The sequence below is a fragment of the Treponema rectale genome (assembly GCF_014202035.1).
GTDB lineage: Bacteria > Spirochaetota > Spirochaetia > Treponematales > Treponemataceae > Treponema_D > Treponema_D rectale.
Window position 1 is genome coordinate 381,144 of the sequence record NZ_JACHFR010000001.1, and the last position, 15,770, is coordinate 396,913.

General features: G+C 40.3%; 20 protein-coding genes. 11 read left to right on the forward strand and 9 right to left on the reverse strand.

The features are described from left to right. Positions 1-7 precede the first annotated feature (7 nt). Both HNP77_RS01580 and HNP77_RS01585 read left to right on the forward strand, forming a co-directional pair. Positions 8-520, forward strand: coding sequence for a hypothetical protein (locus HNP77_RS01580; protein WP_184651406.1), 513 nt, complete (start codon positions 8-10; stop codon positions 518-520). A 218-nt stretch (positions 521-738) separates the two neighbouring features. Continuing rightward, the gene (locus HNP77_RS01585; RefSeq protein WP_184651407.1) at positions 739-2,016 is read left to right on the forward strand and encodes an HD domain-containing phosphohydrolase; all 1,278 of its coding nucleotides are present in this window, start codon (positions 739-741) and stop codon (positions 2,014-2,016) included. Here HNP77_RS01585 and HNP77_RS01590 read toward each other — a convergent pair. The 8 genes from HNP77_RS01590 to HNP77_RS01625 form a co-directional block, all read right to left on the reverse strand. After that, positions 2,011-2,490 carry a DUF188 domain-containing protein gene (locus HNP77_RS01590; RefSeq protein WP_184651408.1) on the reverse strand — a complete coding sequence of 160 codons (480 nt, stop codon included), beginning with the start codon at positions 2,488-2,490 and terminating at the stop codon, positions 2,011-2,013. The genes HNP77_RS01585 and HNP77_RS01590 overlap by 6 nt on opposite strands. After that, on the reverse strand, positions 2,483-2,794 hold the full coding sequence (locus HNP77_RS01595; protein WP_184651409.1) for a cell division protein ZapA: 312 nt from the start codon (positions 2,792-2,794) through the stop codon (positions 2,483-2,485). The genes HNP77_RS01590 and HNP77_RS01595 overlap by 8 nt, the downstream gene beginning before the upstream one ends. A gap of 26 nt (positions 2,795-2,820) precedes the next feature. Next, complete coding sequence (locus HNP77_RS01600; protein WP_184651410.1) at positions 2,821-3,378, reverse strand: cell division protein ZapB; 558 nt, start codon at positions 3,376-3,378, stop codon at positions 2,821-2,823. A gap of 4 nt (positions 3,379-3,382) precedes the next feature. Continuing rightward, complete coding sequence (gene rplT / locus HNP77_RS01605) at positions 3,383-3,742, reverse strand: 50S ribosomal protein L20 (RefSeq protein WP_184651411.1); 360 nt, start codon at positions 3,740-3,742, stop codon at positions 3,383-3,385. 17 nt (positions 3,743-3,759) lie between these two features. Further along, positions 3,760-3,960, reverse strand: coding sequence for a 50S ribosomal protein L35 (rpmI, locus tag HNP77_RS01610; protein ID WP_184651412.1), 201 nt, complete (start codon positions 3,958-3,960; stop codon positions 3,760-3,762). Positions 3,961-3,978: 18 nt separating this feature from the next. Further along, the gene (gene infC, locus HNP77_RS01615) at positions 3,979-4,572 is read right to left on the reverse strand and encodes a translation initiation factor IF-3 (protein ID WP_246428835.1); all 594 of its coding nucleotides are present in this window, start codon (positions 4,570-4,572) and stop codon (positions 3,979-3,981) included. A 111-nt stretch (positions 4,573-4,683) separates the two neighbouring features. Beyond that, entirely contained in the window at positions 4,684-5,340 is a 657-nt protein-coding gene (locus tag HNP77_RS01620; protein WP_184651413.1) for a hypothetical protein, read from the reverse strand. 127 nt (positions 5,341-5,467) lie between these two features. Then, the gene (locus HNP77_RS01625; protein WP_184651414.1) at positions 5,468-6,466 is read right to left on the reverse strand and encodes a class II fructose-bisphosphate aldolase; all 999 of its coding nucleotides are present in this window, start codon (positions 6,464-6,466) and stop codon (positions 5,468-5,470) included. Positions 6,467-6,710: 244 nt separating this feature from the next. On the opposite strand from HNP77_RS01625, the gene HNP77_RS01630 reads away from it, so the two are divergent. Together HNP77_RS01630 and HNP77_RS01635 are read left to right on the forward strand one after the other, a co-directional pair. Next, positions 6,711-7,439 carry a flagellar filament outer layer protein FlaA gene (locus HNP77_RS01630; RefSeq protein WP_184651415.1) on the forward strand — a complete coding sequence of 243 codons (729 nt, stop codon included), beginning with the start codon at positions 6,711-6,713 and terminating at the stop codon, positions 7,437-7,439. A gap of 19 nt (positions 7,440-7,458) precedes the next feature. Beyond that, positions 7,459-8,196, forward strand: coding sequence for a flagellar filament outer layer protein FlaA (locus tag HNP77_RS01635; protein ID WP_184651416.1), 738 nt, complete (start codon positions 7,459-7,461; stop codon positions 8,194-8,196). Positions 8,197-8,287: 91 nt separating this feature from the next. Here HNP77_RS01635 and HNP77_RS01640 read toward each other — a convergent pair whose 3' ends face one another. Further along, entirely contained in the window at positions 8,288-9,007 is a 720-nt protein-coding gene (locus tag HNP77_RS01640) for a DUF8091 domain-containing protein (protein ID WP_184651417.1), read from the reverse strand. Between the two features lie 159 nt (positions 9,008-9,166). Between HNP77_RS01640 and HNP77_RS01645 the strand changes: the two genes are divergently transcribed. The 7 genes from HNP77_RS01645 to ftsA all read left to right on the forward strand — a co-directional run bounded on the left by HNP77_RS01645 (position 9,167) and on the right by ftsA (position 15,761). Continuing rightward, complete coding sequence (locus HNP77_RS01645; protein ID WP_184651418.1) at positions 9,167-9,616, forward strand: division/cell wall cluster transcriptional repressor MraZ; 450 nt, start codon at positions 9,167-9,169, stop codon at positions 9,614-9,616. Positions 9,617-9,699: 83 nt separating this feature from the next. Then, entirely contained in the window at positions 9,700-10,683 is a 984-nt protein-coding gene (gene rsmH / locus HNP77_RS01650) for a 16S rRNA (cytosine(1402)-N(4))-methyltransferase RsmH (RefSeq protein ID WP_184651419.1), read from the forward strand. Next, on the forward strand, positions 10,680-10,982 hold the full coding sequence (locus HNP77_RS01655; RefSeq protein ID WP_184651420.1) for a septum formation initiator family protein: 303 nt from the start codon (positions 10,680-10,682) through the stop codon (positions 10,980-10,982). Before rsmH ends, HNP77_RS01655 begins: the two co-directional genes overlap by 4 nt. Continuing rightward, positions 10,983-12,425 carry a UDP-N-acetylmuramoyl-tripeptide--D-alanyl-D-alanine ligase gene (locus HNP77_RS01660; RefSeq protein WP_184651421.1) on the forward strand — a complete coding sequence of 481 codons (1,443 nt, stop codon included), beginning with the start codon at positions 10,983-10,985 and terminating at the stop codon, positions 12,423-12,425. Then, entirely contained in the window at positions 12,422-13,633 is a 1,212-nt protein-coding gene (locus HNP77_RS01665; RefSeq protein ID WP_184651422.1) for an FtsW/RodA/SpoVE family cell cycle protein, read from the forward strand. Before HNP77_RS01660 ends, HNP77_RS01665 begins: the two co-directional genes overlap by 4 nt. Then, on the forward strand, positions 13,626-14,474 hold the full coding sequence (locus tag HNP77_RS01670; RefSeq protein ID WP_184651423.1) for a cell division protein FtsQ/DivIB: 849 nt from the start codon (positions 13,626-13,628) through the stop codon (positions 14,472-14,474). Before HNP77_RS01665 ends, HNP77_RS01670 begins: the two co-directional genes overlap by 8 nt. A 9-nt stretch (positions 14,475-14,483) precedes the next feature. Then, the gene (ftsA, locus tag HNP77_RS01675) at positions 14,484-15,761 is read left to right on the forward strand and encodes a cell division protein FtsA (protein ID WP_184651424.1); all 1,278 of its coding nucleotides are present in this window, start codon (positions 14,484-14,486) and stop codon (positions 15,759-15,761) included. The last annotated feature ends 9 nt before the right edge of the window (positions 15,762-15,770 follow it).

Sequence of the window (15,770 nt, forward strand, 5' to 3'; positions counted from 1 at the left end):
TATACGCATGCTTAAGAAAAAGAATATTTTTGCTTATATAACTGCGGCATTGATTTTTTTCAGTGCTGCAGTCCCTTCTGCTGCTGCGGGATACGCTGCAGGACTTTCTGCCGGAGCTTCAGGTGAATGGACAGGACAGTTTTCCGGCTCCCTTACGGCGGGAATTAATTTTAAGAGTGAGACGGTTCCCCTTTGTTTTTATGGAGATGCGGTTCTTGATTTGTCAGAAAAGGAAACTGAGGTTTTAAAATCTGCCGAAGTATCTCTGGATTATTTTATAGCTTCTCCGGTTATTTCCCGCAGTTTTGTTCATTTTTTCTATGGGCCTGAATTTGCCGCAGGCATCTATAAGAATTATTTTACAGATGCAGGTTTTTGCATGGGACTGAGCTGGTTTTCAGATTATGACACGGAACTGTTTTTTAAGGCAGCTTTCCGTGCCGGAGTTACACTTAATGACTGTAATCCTAAACTGAATTTTATGCTGCCGGTAAAGTGCGGAATAAAGTTCTATTTTTAACTTTTTTATTTAAATGCTTTCATTTCCATAAATCCGGTCATGTTTTCAGCCCATGAGTGTCCTGGAAAATTTGACGGCTTTTCCTTCATATAAAGTGGTAAAATTTCCAAAGGTTTTAATTTCCAGATGCTTTTTCTGTTTGTTGAATGGAATTTTACTGTCAGTATTTGCTTGAGAAATTGAAAATCCTGGTTTATAATTAAGGATGGGATTAAAAAATGGTAGAATCAAGCATTCATAAAATAAAAATTGAACAGATTGCAGAAATAGAAAAAGAACTTCGTGAGATTCATGATGTTGACGTACTCCTCGAGAATATCCTTACGTTTGCCCGTAAGATTGTTAATGCTGATGCAGGTTCTATTTATGAGTATGATTCTAAAGAAAATCTTCTGAAGATCCGTTACAGTCAGAATGATACAATTCAGTCCAGGCTTGCTCCTGGAGAAAAACTGCCTTTTTCTTCTTATAGAATGATTCCGACGACACAGTCAATTTCCGGATACTGTGCCCTTTCAAAAAAAATTGTAAATATTGTTGATGTATATAACCTTGATGAATTCATAATTGATGCTTCCGGACAGAAAACCCGAAGGCCTTATGAGTTTAATTCAAATACGGATAATGTAAGTGGCTACCATACGCAGTCAATGCTTACGATTCCTCTTATAATGACTAATGGAAGAATACTTGGTGTTCTTCAGATTATAAATGCACAGGATGAGCAGAATAATGTCATTCCCTTTGATACTGATGCTGAGTATTATATAAGTCAGTTTGCAAACAAGCTTGGTTCAATTTACGAGTATGCTTATCTGACCCGTATGAACATTGACCGTCTTGTAAAGATGGCCGGTTTCCGTGATCCTAGAGAAACTGGGGCTCACGTTGAACGGGTTTCTTCCTTTGCAATAGAAATCTATGACCGTTATGCCGCAAACAAAAAAATTCCTGAAAATGAAGTAAAGAAATTCAGAGATAATTTAAGGATGGCTGCACGCTGTCATGATGTAGGCAAGGTTGCTGTTCCTGATGAAATATTAAAGAAAGAAGGCCGCCTTACAGATGATGAATATGACATTATGAAGGGGCATACCTGTGTAGGCGCTCAGATTTTTACTCCTGTAGAAAATGATGTGGACCGTATGGTTCGTGATGTATGCCTTCATCATCATGACCGCTGGGATGGAGGAAGCAGGGGATATCCGGGTAATTTTAACTATATGGATTATATTCCGGAAACAAAGATGCCTCATGTAATCGAACAGGAACTTTGCGGCACGGATATACCTCTTGCAGCAAGAATTGTTTCCCTTGCAGATGTTTATGATGCTCTCCGTCATAAAAGATGTTACAAAGATGAATGGACTGTAGAGGATACTGTGCAGGAAATAAAGAATCAGTCCGGAAAACAGTTTGATCCTGAACTTGTAGAAGCCTTTATGCAGATAAAAAATCGTCTTGAAGACATTAATCAGTCGATTGACAGTTTATAAGACAGGGGTTTTGTATCCTTTCTGATAAAGAATGTTACAGAATGTTTTAGAGAAGGCTGCCAGTTCTTTTTTTCCGAATACAGACCAGCCGGCTCCTTTTTTTAATCCCAATGCAGCCATTTGCATGCTGAGTTCCCGTTCTTCCATCATATACTGGATTTTTTTCTGATCAAAAACAGTTCCCCTGTCGTTTATGACGGTTATTTTCCTATCGATAAGTCTCTGGGCGAGGGGAATGTCTTTTGTAATTACGATGTCGTCTTCTGTAGCCTGACTTACTATATAGTCATCTGCAGCGCCTGCTGTTTCCGGACATACGTGCATTGTAAAAAGCGGATCTTCAAATGCAAAGGGAATAATTCTGTTGGCAGCGTAAGTAACTTTTAGACCGAAACTTTTTGCTTTGTTCAGGATTACTTCGCGAACTGCCTGTGGACAGTTATCGGCATCAACCCAGATTTTGGTTTCATTCATCCAGAGCCTCGTCCAGTCTGTCTAAAAGAGTAAGTGCAATCTGCTGGGCTTTTAAATCTTCTTCAGTGTTTCCCTGTATTGTTTTTTCACAGGTGGCATTCCGTTTTTTTTCTTTGTAAAGCTCGTCAACAAGGGTAATTCCTGCAATGATGCTTACCTGAAGCGGATCAATGTTCCTTCCTGTAGAACTGATTGTACGGGTAATTTCTTTGTAATAGTCTACAAGTTTCTTAAGGTAATCCTCGTCTTCTTTTGCCTGTATTGTGAATGAACTTCCTAAAAGATTTATCTGAATTTTTCCCATATCAGGTTTGCTGCCTTTTTCTTAAATCAGAATATATCAAGGTTTGGATCTATGTTTCTGTGTGGAAACGGCATTTCTTCAACAGCTATTTCCGGTTCGTTTATCTGATGAGAATTATTTTCTACAGGAATCGTGATTTCGTCCTGCAAAGACTGAGTATCTTCTTCAGTTTCCGGTATGCTTATGGTTTCTTCAAAAGAGTTTTTTTCGTCTGTATCGTGGATATTATGAATATTCTGAAATGAAGCATTATCTGCCGGGGTAGGTTTTATTTTTACATCTGACTGTGCTGAAAGTGAATCAGCAGCAGGTGAATCAGCCTGATCTGAAAGAATGGAATTCTCCACAGAGTCAAGCTGACTCATTGCATTTAAGATACCCTGCTCGATCTGAGTATGCTGCGTTTCAAGTGCTGAAATCTGCTCCGTTTTTTCGGTTAACGCTTTTGTAAGCTCTGCGCATTTGCTACGTAAAGCATCGTTTTCCGAAGTCAGCCGTGTCACATCAGCTCTAAGTGAACTGATTTTTTCAACGGCGGTTTCAACCTTTTCCTGAAGCAAAAGAATCTGATCGAGCGTAAGCATTTACTTAAGCCTTAACTGCGTTCTTTGCAACTTCTACAACTGCTTTGAATGCTGTTGGATCTTCGATAGCCATGTTACTCAAAGCCTTGCGGTTAAGAGTTACACCAGCTTTAAGAAGACCGTTGATGAAGCGGCTGTATGATAAACCTTCTTCACGAACAGCTGCACTGATACGTGCAATCCAAAGCTTGCGGTAATCACGCTTCTTGTTGCGGCGTCCTGAATATGAATGATCAAGAGCCTTTACAACAGCGTCTTTTGCTGCTTTATAATTTGATTTTCTGTCGCCATAGAAGCCCTTAGCAAGCTTCAAAATCTTTGCACGGCGATTCTTACGTTTTGTTCCATCTACTGCTCTAGACATTTTTCAACTCCTGTAAATCAACCGTACGGAAGCATCTGCTTGCGTACTCTCTTTGCTGAATCTTCTGAAAGGATTCCGGCAGCACGAAGGTGCATCTTTCTTTTTGGCGATCTCTTTGTCAAAATATGACGAAGATTCATTTTCTTGTACTTAACTTTTCCAGTACCTGTTAAAGAGTAGCGTTTTGCAGCTGACTTCTTTGTCTTCATCTTAGGCATTTCTTTACCTCAATAGATTTATTCCGGCTGCTTTTCAGAATCTTTTGGTTCTGATTTCGGCTCGGCAGCCTGTGCCGCAGGTTTCTTAGGCTTTGTAACTTTAGAACCCAGTGTCATTGACATAAAACGGCCTTCCATAGCGGCAGGCTTTTCAATGGCATAAGATCCTTCAACAAGGCGCTTTTCAACCTCTTTCAGGACATCAAATCCAAGTTCGGTGTGGGCAAGTTCACGACCGCGGAAACGGATCGTTACTTTTACTTTGTCACCTTCATTAAGAAATTCCTGAACATGCTTTGCTTTGGTATCAAGGTCGCCTGAACCGATTTTTGGCTGCATGCGAATCTCCTTGATTTTCAATACCTTCTGGTTTTTCTTGGAGTCACGAAGCTTTTTCTCCTGTTCGAACCGGTATTTTCCGAAGTCAAGTATCTTACAAACTGGTGGATTTGCGTTTGGCGAAACTTCTACAAGGTCAAGGTCCCGCTCCTTTGCCATTCTGAGGGCTTCTATCGTAGGGACAATTCCCTTCTGTTCACCTTCATCATCAATGAGTCTGATCTCACGTACGCGGATTTGTTCATTCACGCGCATTCCCTTATTGTCTGCCAACACTCCTCCTTTGAGCCTGTAAGCTCGAGTATATAAAATACCCATATAGCATGAGCGATATTTTATCAAAATACTGGTGTATGTGTCTAGTGGAAATTTGTTTTCCTGCTGCTAGAATTCTTCTGATTCCTGATTTTTTTTCAAAAACACTGTTAAAAATATTCCGGCAGCAAAAAGAACTGCTGAAAGTATTGTATAAAGTGCGTCCGGTCTGTTGAAAAACCATAGAGCTTGAATGACTGTAATCATAAGGATCATGGCCATTGCTGAGAGGACCAGAAGACAGGTTTTTGCGATTCCTGCTGCCGTTTTTTCAAAAAGTTCTGCGGCTTTTGAAAGGAGGGCAGCGGCTCCCGGGTAAACTGAGGCTGTAAGTGCCGGAAGACATATTAATAGAAAGAAAGAGTTTTTTTCCTGATTTCCTATTACAAAATAACCTGTACATATTTCCTGGAAAGACAGTGCCAGCGGAACGAAACAGTCGGTTTTATATTCAACGGTGTCTTTTGATATGAGAAAAAATGCAGCACAGATGATTAAGACCGGGATAAGCCCGTATCTGAACGTAATCATGCTGATGTAGTCTGAGTAACTGTCCGTTACGTTTTCATTAAGCGTTACGATGAATTTCAATATTATTGTATATACTGTTGCTGAAAAAATACCGGTGAGGGCCGGAAGAATAAATGTTTGTGCAGGTCTGTTCTTTTTAGAAAATACATACCATACTGCTGCGGCAGGAATTGCCAGAAAAAGAAATGCGTACATGTCATGGAGTGTATCATTATTCCCGGGGTTTTACAATAATTAAAAAAAAAGACTGTCCCGGAAGATATTTAAAACTTCACAAAGGACAGTCCTTTTACTGTATTCAGTGGTTTAAATGCTTATGCAATCAGTCCATTGCATGTCCGGCAGAACCGAGAACGTCAGTACATTTGTGCATGTACATTTTCTTGAGTTCTTCGCGGGCTGGCTTAAGGTATTCGCGTGGATCGAATGCACCTGGATTTTCAGCCATGAACTTGCGGATTGCAGCTGTCATTGCAAGACGTCCGTCAGAGTCGATGTTGATTTTGCAAACTGCGCTCTTTGATGCCTTGCGGAGCTGTTCTTCTGGAATTCCTACAGAATCAGGAATTTTTCCGCCGTACTGTTCGATAATCTTTACATATTCAACAGGAACTGAAGAAGAACCGTGAAGTACGATAGGGAATCCTGGAAGCTGTTTTTCAATTTCTTCAAGAACGTTGAATGCAAGTGGCGGAGGAACAAGAATTCCGTCTGCAGTGCGTGTACACTGTTCCGGAGTGAACTTGCAGCGTCCGTGTGATGTTCCGATAGAGATTGCGAGGGAATCACATCCAGTTTTTGATGTAAAGTCTACAACTTCTTCCGGTTTTGTATATTTAGATTCTTCAGCAGCAACATCGTCTTCTACACCGCCGAGTACGCCGAGTTCAGCTTCAACTGTAACGTCGTATTTGTGTGCGTAGTCAACAACCTGTTTTGTAAGGGCAACGTTTTCGTCGTATGGAAGGGCAGAACCGTCAATCATTACAGAAGAGAAACCGTTGTCGATGCAGTCTTTTGCAACTTCGAAGTTTGGACCGTGATCAAGGTGAAGTACGATAGGAATATCGCATCCGAGTTCGTGAGCGTATTCTACGGCACCGCGAGCCATGTTGCGGAGGATGTACTTGTCAGCGTATGCACGGGCACCCTTTGAAACCTGAAGGATAACCGGTGATTTTGCTTCTACACAAGCCTGAATGATTGCCTGCATCTGTTCCATGTTGTTGAAGTTGAAGGCAGGAATAGCATACTTTCCTTTCATTGCAGCTTCGAACATGTGTTTTGTGTTTACTAAACCGATGTCTTTGTAACTGAACATAAATATCTCCTGATTAGAAATTCATTATGGAGAATGATAGTTTATTTGAAGGTTAAATTCAAGGACTGGAACTGTTTTGTGATGTTGAATGATTCAATTCGTTTGACAAAGAGCCTGTACCTAAATATAATATTTTTAACAGTCTTTATAAAAAACGTGTAAAGATTGAATCCAAATAATACGATTATGTAAATAAGGTGTTTTCTGTATTTTTCGGAGAACAATTCATTTCAAGGAGATATGAATGAAAAAGGGCGTAGTTCTTTTTGGTGGCCTGATTCTTGGATTTGCTTTCTGTGTTCCTGCAGTTGCACAGCCAAGTGCAAGGGCTGTAGAGACAATTGTTATCGATAATTTCGATACTGATCAGGACTGGACATGGGATGTTCAGGCAAGCCGTTTCGTAACAGAAAATTATCCAGTAATAAAGAAGTTTGACGGTATTCCTAATTCTCTCCGTCCTTATCACAAAGATAGTGATCCTGCTGCACAGGTTCTTGGTGTTAAGGTTAAGTATGATCGTAAGGGTGATAACTGGTTTGAAGTTTATCCGAAAGCAAATGATGAAAGTTACGAGATTCCTTTTGTAGGAACTGTTACACAGATTGATTTCTGGGTATGGGGTGCAAACTATAACTATAATCTTGAACTTCTTATCCGTGATGCAGACGGCCGTGTTCATACCCTTAAGGCAGGAACTCTTGCTTTCCAGGGATGGAGAAACGTTGTTGTTAATGTTCCCGGATATATCAAACAGCATTCACGCATCCGTTCAGGAAGAACAGATCTTTCATTTGTAGGATTCAGAATTCGTTCAGATGCAGATGAAGCTGTAGATGATTATGTAATTTATTTTGACCAGCTTAAGTATACAACTAATACATTGTCTAATGTATATGACGGTTATGAACTTAGAAATGCAGATTTCGGAGAATCTTCTGATTCAGGTTCAAGTGCTGGAAGTGCAAAATAATTAAAGGCGGTACAGGTAGATGAAAAAGATTATTATAGCTTTTATGGCATTGTCATTGGTTTCAGGCCTTGCATTTGCACAGTCTGACAGCAGGGGAAGTACAAGCCTCTCTGATCCTGATGCTTCAAATATCGGTAACGACAGCGCTCGCCAGGCATTAAGGGAAGTTAGCGTAGATCGTTTTGAACGTGAAGGTTCATGGAACGTGCATATGTCTCCTGACTACGGTGTTATCAGCGGTCGTCTTTTTGAGGGAAGTCCTCTTGCTAAGGAACCTCTTAATGATGCTGATAATCAGGAAATGGAAGATTCTAAAGTTTTCGGTGTAAAGGTTGAATTCTTTAAGCGTGGAATTAATTCATTCTATATTACTTCTGCACGTCCTATTCCTATTGAAGGTGTAACAAAGACAGTTTCTGTATGGGTTTGTGGCCGTAACATGGGACATCAGCTCTGGCTTTTGGTTCAGGATTATAATGGCAACAGCTTTGAAATCTGGATGGGTTCTCTTGAATTCAGCGGATGGAAGAAACTTACTACTGCAATTCCACCAAGTCCGGATAACGAACACGGAATTATCCAGCAGAGTGTATATCATGGCGATAAACCGGGACTTCGTATCGTAGGTTTCAGAGTTGACTGTAACCCTATGGAAGCAAGAGGTTCTTACTATGTATACTTCGATGATCTTCGTGCTGTAACAGATCTTTATGATCTTGAAAACAAAGATGAAGATGACATGATGGATGCATGGTGATTTTGATATAGCTTTTTGCTTTATTTAATCAGATATTGATTGAAATGCTTCAGGCTTTCCTGTTTTTGTGAATGGGAAAGCCTGTTGTTTTTTAAATTTTCTTTGCTGAATATATTATTTTTTTTCCGTCAGTTCCTGCTCTATGAATGATTCCTGTTTTTTCCAGTACCCAGACAAAGCTTCTTAAGTTTCTTTCTTTAATGCTTATTTTTTCATTTTTAAGAGTTTCTTTCAGATCTGCAAAAGTAAAATCCTTATCTTTTAATGTGCCTAATAAGTTTCTGTAGTCTTGTTTTGTCTTGAGAATGTAAGTTTTTCCTGTAGATTCGAGTTTTTTTCCTGTTTTGGTGTAGTCTTTGAGAAACCGGCGGCTGTTGTTTTTAGTCTGAACTTTTTCTTTTTCTGCAGTCCGTTCTTCAATTACCGTACAGGGAAGAAGGTGTATGGAAAAGTTCGGGTTAAGAATGAAAGATACCAGGGAGGTTAGTTCCCGGAAACATGTATAGTAGTTTTTATGCTGCGGGCTTTTTCGTTTTGAAATTATTTCTCCGGTTTTATTCTTTGTGAGTATTGTTTTCTCCTGTGCAAATGGAAAGACAACCGTAATCCTGTATTTTTTTGACAGGTAAAACTCTATTTTGTGTCTTAAGTGGGAAAAACTCCCGGTCTGTATCTCAAAAATACCGTTTTTCTGGCTGTAAACATCTGCAATATAAGATTCTATTTTATGTTCTGTAACGGCGGAATATTCACAGGCGTATATTTTTTTAATTTTTTCATGAAGATGTGATTCATTTAGTGTGTTGATCATCAGTTATCCACTAGATATATGGTATACAACTTATGTGTAATTTTTCTTATAAAGTTCCCGTTTTTGAATTTATCGGCACTTTTTTTAATTGACATTAGAAAAATAGTGGTTAGAATGGTGGTAAGTGGGAAAAAGTGGGGAAAAGTGGTGAGTGGTGGCATGGAAATGCTTATTGGTGAGTACAGTAACACGCTTGATGAAAAAGGCCGCATATCCTTTCCATCGAAGCTCCGCTCTGTTTTAAATCAGGGGGAACTCGTGGTTACTCAGGGACTCGATCAATGCCTCATGCTTTTTACTGCGGAAGAGTGGGTAAGCCTGACTGATAAGATTATGGGCTCTGCTTCTGTTTTTGATGAACAGAAACTGATTGTAATGAGACATTTCATTGCACCGGCACAGCGTCTTGAATTTGATAAATCAGGCCGTCTTTCCATTCCTCAAAGTCTCAGAGAATATGCTGCGCTGAAATCCGGCTGTGAATGCAAAATTCAGGGAATGATTAAATTTATTGAATTATGGGATTCATCCGAGTATGCGAAGTATAAAACAGATAATGCTGCTTCTCTTAAAGATGCTGCTTCCAGCATGAGAAACATCATTTTCTAGATTAAGAGCGTTTTTTTTTTGCTGTTTATGCAGGAAATTCCTGCTGAACATATACGGAGAAAATGCCGCGGGGAAAGTAAAAAGTGGAAATTGTCCATACACCGGTTTTGTTGAATGAATGTCTCGAATATCTGTCACCAGAAGGGGAACCTTTTGAACGTGACGCTTTTATGATTGATTCAACCCTGGGAGAAGGGGGACATTCCTTTAACTTTTTATCTAAGTATCCTGGCCTGAGCATTATGGGCGTTGATGCCGACAGTACGATTCAGTCTCGTGCGCGGGAACGCCTTTCTCCTTTTTCTTCGAGAATGCAGTTTTATAACGGATGGTTCAATGATTTTTATGCAGATTATCCTCTTGAACGGCATCCGGATATTATTCTTTTTGATCTTGGTATTTCTGTTTTTCATTACGAAAGAAGCGGCCGCGGTTTTTCGTTCAGGCATGATGAGGAACTTGATATGAGGCTTAATCCCTCTGCCGGCGAAAGTGCTGCTGATATTGTAAACAGTTATGAAGAAAAAAAACTGGCTGACATGATATATCTGTATTCTGATGAAAAATATTCAAGAAGAATTGCAGCTGCAATAGTTGAAGCCCGCAGAGGCGGTAAAATACTTTCGACTAAAGCTCTGGCTGATATAATCTATGAAGCAGTTCCTTCAAAATATCGTCATGGAAACATTCATCCGGCTACCAGAACTTTTCAGGCTCTCCGGATTCAGGTAAACAGTGAATTGAAGAGGCTTGTTTCTGCAATTCATAATGCCTTTAATGTATTGAATCCTGGCGGAAAGCTTGGAGTGATAACATTTCATTCTCTTGAAGACAGAATCGTAAAGAATTATTTCCGTAATCTTGGAAAACAGTGTGTTTGTCCTCCTGAAGTTGCGTTGTGCCGCTGTGAAGGACATCCCTGTGCCCAGATTATTACAAGAAAACCTCTTGAGCCTACGGAAGAAGAAGTAAAACAGAATTCTCCTTCAAGAAGTGCGAAACTTAGGGTTGTAAGAAAGATTTGTGATGCCGGCCAGATGAGGCTTGAGGGAGTGGAGGCGTTATGACGAAAAAGAGCTGCTTTCTGCATACTGCAGGCTATGTTTTAATGGCTGTCTCCATACCTTTGCTTCTTGTGGTAAACGGACTTCAGGCTAAGCGGTATAAAGCCCTTGAACGGGAAATGGAAGCCGTAAAGGAAAAGACGGTAGAACTTATTGAAGAAAACAAAAAACTTAATACGGATATAAGTGTTCTTGCTTCTTCTGAGCGCATAGAAGATAAGGCAGTTAATGAATATGGCCTGCATAAGGCTAAAACAGAAGAAACGTACCGTATAAATGTAAAGAATGGAGAGGTCGAATAAATGGCGGGTGAGAACGGAAACAGTCTGCTGGAACTTAATGAACTGCTGGAGGCTACCGGCGGTGTACATGTTTTGGGAAGCGGAAGGTTTTATTTTGATTCAGTACAGACAGACAGTCGTGCTGTAGAAAAAAATACATTGTTTGTTCCTCTTATTGGTGAAAAACAGGATGGTCATGCATACATTCCTCAGGCTGTAGAAAAAGGAGCCGGTGCTGTAATTATCTCGTTTAAGAATTTTGAAAAGGACGGAAGCCTTTTTTCTGAGATAAGCAGGAAAAATCCGGACGTATACTTTATAGCTGTAGAAAATACTCTTACGGCACTGCAGAAGGCTGCCGGACGTTATGTAGAAAAGTTCCCTGATCTTATAAAAATCGGAATAACAGGATCCAGCGGAAAGACAACGACAAAAGAGATTGCAGCTGCACTTTTAAGGCAAAAGTATACTGTGATTACTAATAAAGGTAATCTTAACAGCGAGACGGGACTTCCTCTTTCTGTATTTAACATCAGGAAAGAACACCAGGTGGGAATATTTGAAATGGGAATGAACCGGGAGAATGAAATCGGGGAAATTTCTGCCGTATTAAAACCGAGACTGGGTATAATTACGAATATCGGTACGGCTCATATCGGCTGTCTTGGAAGCCGTGAAAATATTGCCAGGGAAAAAGCAAAGGTTTTTGATCATTTTTATGGAATCGGAACGGGTTTTATTCCTAAAAATGATGATTTTGCAGGATTTCTTGCAGAGCAGGTTGACGGACATGTAGTTTATTACGGTGAAGGTTGTGATGAAAATATAAAGTTCTCCGCAGACCTTGGCCTTGATGGAACTGAATTTTATGTATGCGGGAAAAAAGCAGTTTTAAAGCTTCCCGGACGTTACAACTATAACAATGCACTGGCTGCAGTCGCACTGGCTGAACATCTCGGGCTGTCCGCAGAGCAGATTGTAAAAGGATTTGAATCTCTGGGAGGAATGTTCGGACGCAGCGAAGTTATCAGGGGAAAGTACACTGTTATAAGGGATTGCTATAATGCAAATCCTGATTCAATGGAAAAAGCCCTTGAATTTATAGGTTCAGTATCCGGCAGCTTCGGAAAAATCCTTGTTCTGGGAGACATGCTGGAACTGGGGAAAGATTCATTCCATGAACATGAAAAAACAGGAGAAGAAGCTGTTTTCTGCGGGGCTTCTCTGATTGTTTTTGCCGGAACTGAGATGAAGGCTGCGTATGAAAAGGCTGTAAAAACAGCTGCTGAAAAGAAAATTGACGTAAAACTGGAATATGTTGAGGGCTGCAGTGATGCTGCCATGGAAAGTATTGCCCGGCTTGTAAAGGCTTCGGCCTGTGCGGGGGATATTATTCTTGTTAAAGGCTCCAGGGGAATGGGACTGGAGAGAGCTGTATCGATAATTTTGGGGGAGACTGAATGAATTATACGATTCTTCCTGACAGACCTGTCGGAAACTACAGAAAAACTGATTTTCTCTTTTTTATTTCAGTTGTGCTTCTGTGCGGACTGGGATTTTTTTCTCTGTATATCTGCAGTCCGTTCAAGGGAGAATCTGTATTTCATGATCCTATGTATTTTGTCAAAAGACAGGCCATATGGTTTCTTATTTCTTTTGCAGCCATGTCTTTTTTTGCTTTTGTTCCCATGAAATTCATAAGGAAGATGCTTCCTCTTCTTATCGTAATTACGATTATTATGTGTCTGCTGCCCCATGCTGCAGGTATTGGCCTTAATACGAACGGTGCTTCACGCTGGATTTATATCCCGAAACTGGGAACGTTCCAGCCTTCGGAAATGGCAAAACTTACAGTGGTGCTGTTTCTTGCAAACCTGTTTAACAAATATTCATCCGATGATGATGAGGTTCAGAGAAATTTTCTTTATCCGCTCCTGGGACTTGTGTTTTTCTGTACTCTTATTTTCCTGCAGAGAGATTTTTCTACCGGAATTTTTATTTTTATAATCGGATTTTTTATGTTCATTGCCTGCGGTGCAAAACTCAGGTGGTTTCTGCCTCTGTTTTTACTGGGAATTTTTGCAGTAGTATTCTTTATTACTCTCGAACCGTACCGCATCAGGCGTGTAATAGCATTTATCAACCCGTCAAAATTTCAATTCAGTTACGGCTATCAGCAGATGATGTCTCAGAGGGCTATAATTGAAGGCGGCTTATGGGGGCAGGGCGCCGGTTCCGGACTTGGATGGGTAGGTTCAATCCCGGAAGTACAGACTGACTATATTTTTGCCGGATGGTCTAATGCCATGGGCTTTGTCGGAATAGCTGCTTATTTCTTTATAATCGTATTTTTTCTCTGGAGGGGGCTTGCAATAAGCATTTCCTGTCCTGACAGGTTTGCTGCATATGGAAGTTTCGGATGTACTGCAATGATTTTTATACAGTCCATTTTAAACTGCTGTGTTGTTGCCGGAGCTGCTCCTACAACTGGTATTCCCCTTCCGTTCTTTTCTTCAGGAGGTTCGTCTTTGTTCTTTTCGCTGTGCATGTGCGGATTCATTATGAATGCATCTCATTGTCCGGAACAGAATGAATATGAAAATCAGGAAGTATCATTGCCTGGGGTGAAAAAAATAGAAAGTTTTAATTCTCTGGTGGTAGAAAATGAGTGATGTTGCATTTTTGGATTTTGAAGACTTTGAATATGAACCATATTCTCCTGCTGTTCATGGAGCTTCAGAAACTTCTGATAAAAAAATTTTTATACTGAAGATTTTTTCATTTTCTATTATTGTCGTTCTTTCTCTTTATTTTATTCTTGCAAACCTGATTTTTCCGTGTTTTGAGGTTCCTCAGATTACATTTACGGGAGCTTCTGCCGGTACGGTAGAAAAAATGAAAGGGCTGCTTAATGCACCTTCAGAGTATAACTATTTTAATTTTGATACAGCCCGTGTAGCCAGAGCCCTTAATTCCCTTTCCTGTATTGAATCGGTTGAAGTAATAAAACATTTTCCTCATACTGTTGAAATTCATGTTGCGGAACGTAAACCTCTTGCAAAAACTCTTGTAAGGCTTAATGGAAAAACCATTCCGGTTGCGATTGACAGAAGCGGTGTTCTGTTTATTTCTGATAGCATAAATTCAATAATCTCAGATACGAGTTATCCGCTGTTAAGCGGGCTTCCGGTAGAACAGTTCTATGACGGAATGAAAATTCCTACCGATTACAAGGAACTTATGAGTGATATTGCGACTATGAGTTCCCTGCCGCAGAATTATTTTGTTGGAATTTCAGAAATTCAGGTTATACCTAAAGAATACGGCGGTTATGAACTTGCGGTTTATCCTATTCATACAAAAGCAAGGGTATTAACTGACCGAGCATTGAACGAAGATTCGTTAAAGTATATGATGATAACTCTGGAAGTTATAAAAAGAATTGCTCCTGAAGATGTTTTTGAGATTGATATCCGTTATGGAGAAGTTTCATATAAGAAAAGAGCTGATTGAGGTATTAAGTTGAGTCATATAGTTGTTGGTCTTGATATCGGTACAAGTTTTATAAGGGCTGTTATCGGAAAAGTTGATGATGAAGCCGTTGATGATCGTAAAGACAGAATCGAAGTAATAGGTTTTGCCAAGCGTCCTTCTCAGGGAGTTCGTAACGGAAATATTGTTAATCTTGATGCCGTTGCTTCAGTCATAAAGGAAACTATAGACAGTGCTGAACAGGAAGCAGGAGAGGAGGTCGTTTCAGTATTTACTGCAATCGGCGGTTCCCAGACCGAAAGTATTCTGTCTACAGGCAGCTGCGGTATTGACCGTAAGAATCGTACCGGAAGAAACTTTCTTTCTCAGGTAGATGATGACGCAATGTACAGGGCCCGTGAGCAGGCTACAAAACAGCTTTATCCTTTGGGAAAGGAACTTATTCAGGTTATTACGAGAAAATATTCGGTAGACGGAATAAAAGGTATAGATAATCCGAGGGGAATGCAGGGAGTCAGGCTTGAAGTTGAGACCCTCCTTATAACGGCTTCTGTTACGGCTATTGAAAACATACGTCAGAGTGTTTTACGTGCACAGTACTATCTTGAAAACGAGATGTTCTGTAAAGTTCTTGCAGCTTCCTGTGCAACGCTTGTAAAGGAAGAGAGGGAACTGGGCTCCATAGTCATCGATCTTGGAGGCGGAACTACTGATTTTATGGTCTGGAGTGACGGTGGCCCATTATATTCATCTTCCATAAATATCGGTCAGACTGTCGTTACAAAGGATATCGCCACAGTAAAGGGCGTGCCTTTTGACGTTGCCGAAAAGATAAAGATAGAAAGCGGCTGCTGTTTTCTGGGAATGGATGATTTGAACGATGAAGTTGTCATACCTGGAGTAGGCGGTAAGGCTCCTGAACTGACTGACAGACATGAAATCTGTGCCATTATCGAAGCCCGTATGAGGGAACTTATGGTAATGGTAAAAAAAGATGTAATAAAGAATTCCGGCATAAAATGCCTCAGGGGAAGTATCGTTCTTACCGGTGGCGGAGCCATGATGGAAGGTATTGTTGAACTTACCCAGGATGTATGGAAGACTTTAAGTGTCCGTGTCGGAGGTGTAAAACCTCTTGGATTTACAAAGGATGAAAGTTACCGTGATCCGGATTTTGCTACGGCCTGCGGATTTCTTCTTGGAAACAGGACTGCCCGTACTACAGAACAGGCTAAGTTTAGAAAAACTTCTTCAGATAATTCCAGCTTTGTTGATAAGGCTAAAGGGTTCCTAAAAAAATTTTTTTGATATAGAATC

What these genes read in the sequence shown, in the direction of transcription:
- HNP77_RS01580 (WP_184651406.1), top strand. Translation starts at nt 8, where the DNA reads ATGCTTAAGAAAAAGAATATTTTTGCTTATATAACTGCGGCATTGATT.
- HNP77_RS01585 (WP_184651407.1), top strand. Translation starts at nt 739, where the DNA reads ATGGTAGAATCAAGCATTCATAAAATAAAAATTGAACAGATTGCAGAA.
- HNP77_RS01590 (WP_184651408.1), bottom strand. Translation starts at nt 2,490, where the DNA reads ATGAATGAAACCAAAATCTGGGTTGATGCCGATAACTGTCCACAGGCA.
- HNP77_RS01595 (WP_184651409.1), bottom strand. Translation starts at nt 2,794, where the DNA reads ATGGGAAAAATTCAGATAAATCTTTTAGGAAGTTCATTCACAATACAG.
- HNP77_RS01600 (WP_184651410.1), bottom strand. Translation starts at nt 3,378, where the DNA reads ATGCTTACGCTCGATCAGATTCTTTTGCTTCAGGAAAAGGTTGAAACC.
- rplT (WP_184651411.1), bottom strand. Translation starts at nt 3,742, where the DNA reads ATGTCTAGAGCAGTAGATGGAACAAAACGTAAGAATCGCCGTGCAAAG.
- rpmI (WP_184651412.1), bottom strand. Translation starts at nt 3,960, where the DNA reads ATGCCTAAGATGAAGACAAAGAAGTCAGCTGCAAAACGCTACTCTTTA.
- HNP77_RS01620 (WP_184651413.1), bottom strand. Translation starts at nt 5,340, where the DNA reads ATGTACGCATTTCTTTTTCTGGCAATTCCTGCCGCAGCAGTATGGTAT.
- HNP77_RS01625 (WP_184651414.1), bottom strand. Translation starts at nt 6,466, where the DNA reads ATGTTCAGTTACAAAGACATCGGTTTAGTAAACACAAAACACATGTTC.
- HNP77_RS01630 (WP_184651415.1), top strand. Translation starts at nt 6,711, where the DNA reads ATGAAAAAGGGCGTAGTTCTTTTTGGTGGCCTGATTCTTGGATTTGCT.
- HNP77_RS01635 (WP_184651416.1), top strand. Translation starts at nt 7,459, where the DNA reads ATGAAAAAGATTATTATAGCTTTTATGGCATTGTCATTGGTTTCAGGC.
- HNP77_RS01640 (WP_184651417.1), bottom strand. Translation starts at nt 9,007, where the DNA reads ATGATCAACACACTAAATGAATCACATCTTCATGAAAAAATTAAAAAA.
- HNP77_RS01645 (WP_184651418.1), top strand. Translation starts at nt 9,167, where the DNA reads ATGGAAATGCTTATTGGTGAGTACAGTAACACGCTTGATGAAAAAGGC.
- HNP77_RS01655 (WP_184651420.1), top strand. Translation starts at nt 10,680, where the DNA reads ATGACGAAAAAGAGCTGCTTTCTGCATACTGCAGGCTATGTTTTAATG.
- HNP77_RS01660 (WP_184651421.1), top strand. Translation starts at nt 10,983, where the DNA reads ATGGCGGGTGAGAACGGAAACAGTCTGCTGGAACTTAATGAACTGCTG.
- HNP77_RS01665 (WP_184651422.1), top strand. Translation starts at nt 12,422, where the DNA reads ATGAATTATACGATTCTTCCTGACAGACCTGTCGGAAACTACAGAAAA.
- HNP77_RS01670 (WP_184651423.1), top strand. Translation starts at nt 13,626, where the DNA reads ATGAGTGATGTTGCATTTTTGGATTTTGAAGACTTTGAATATGAACCA.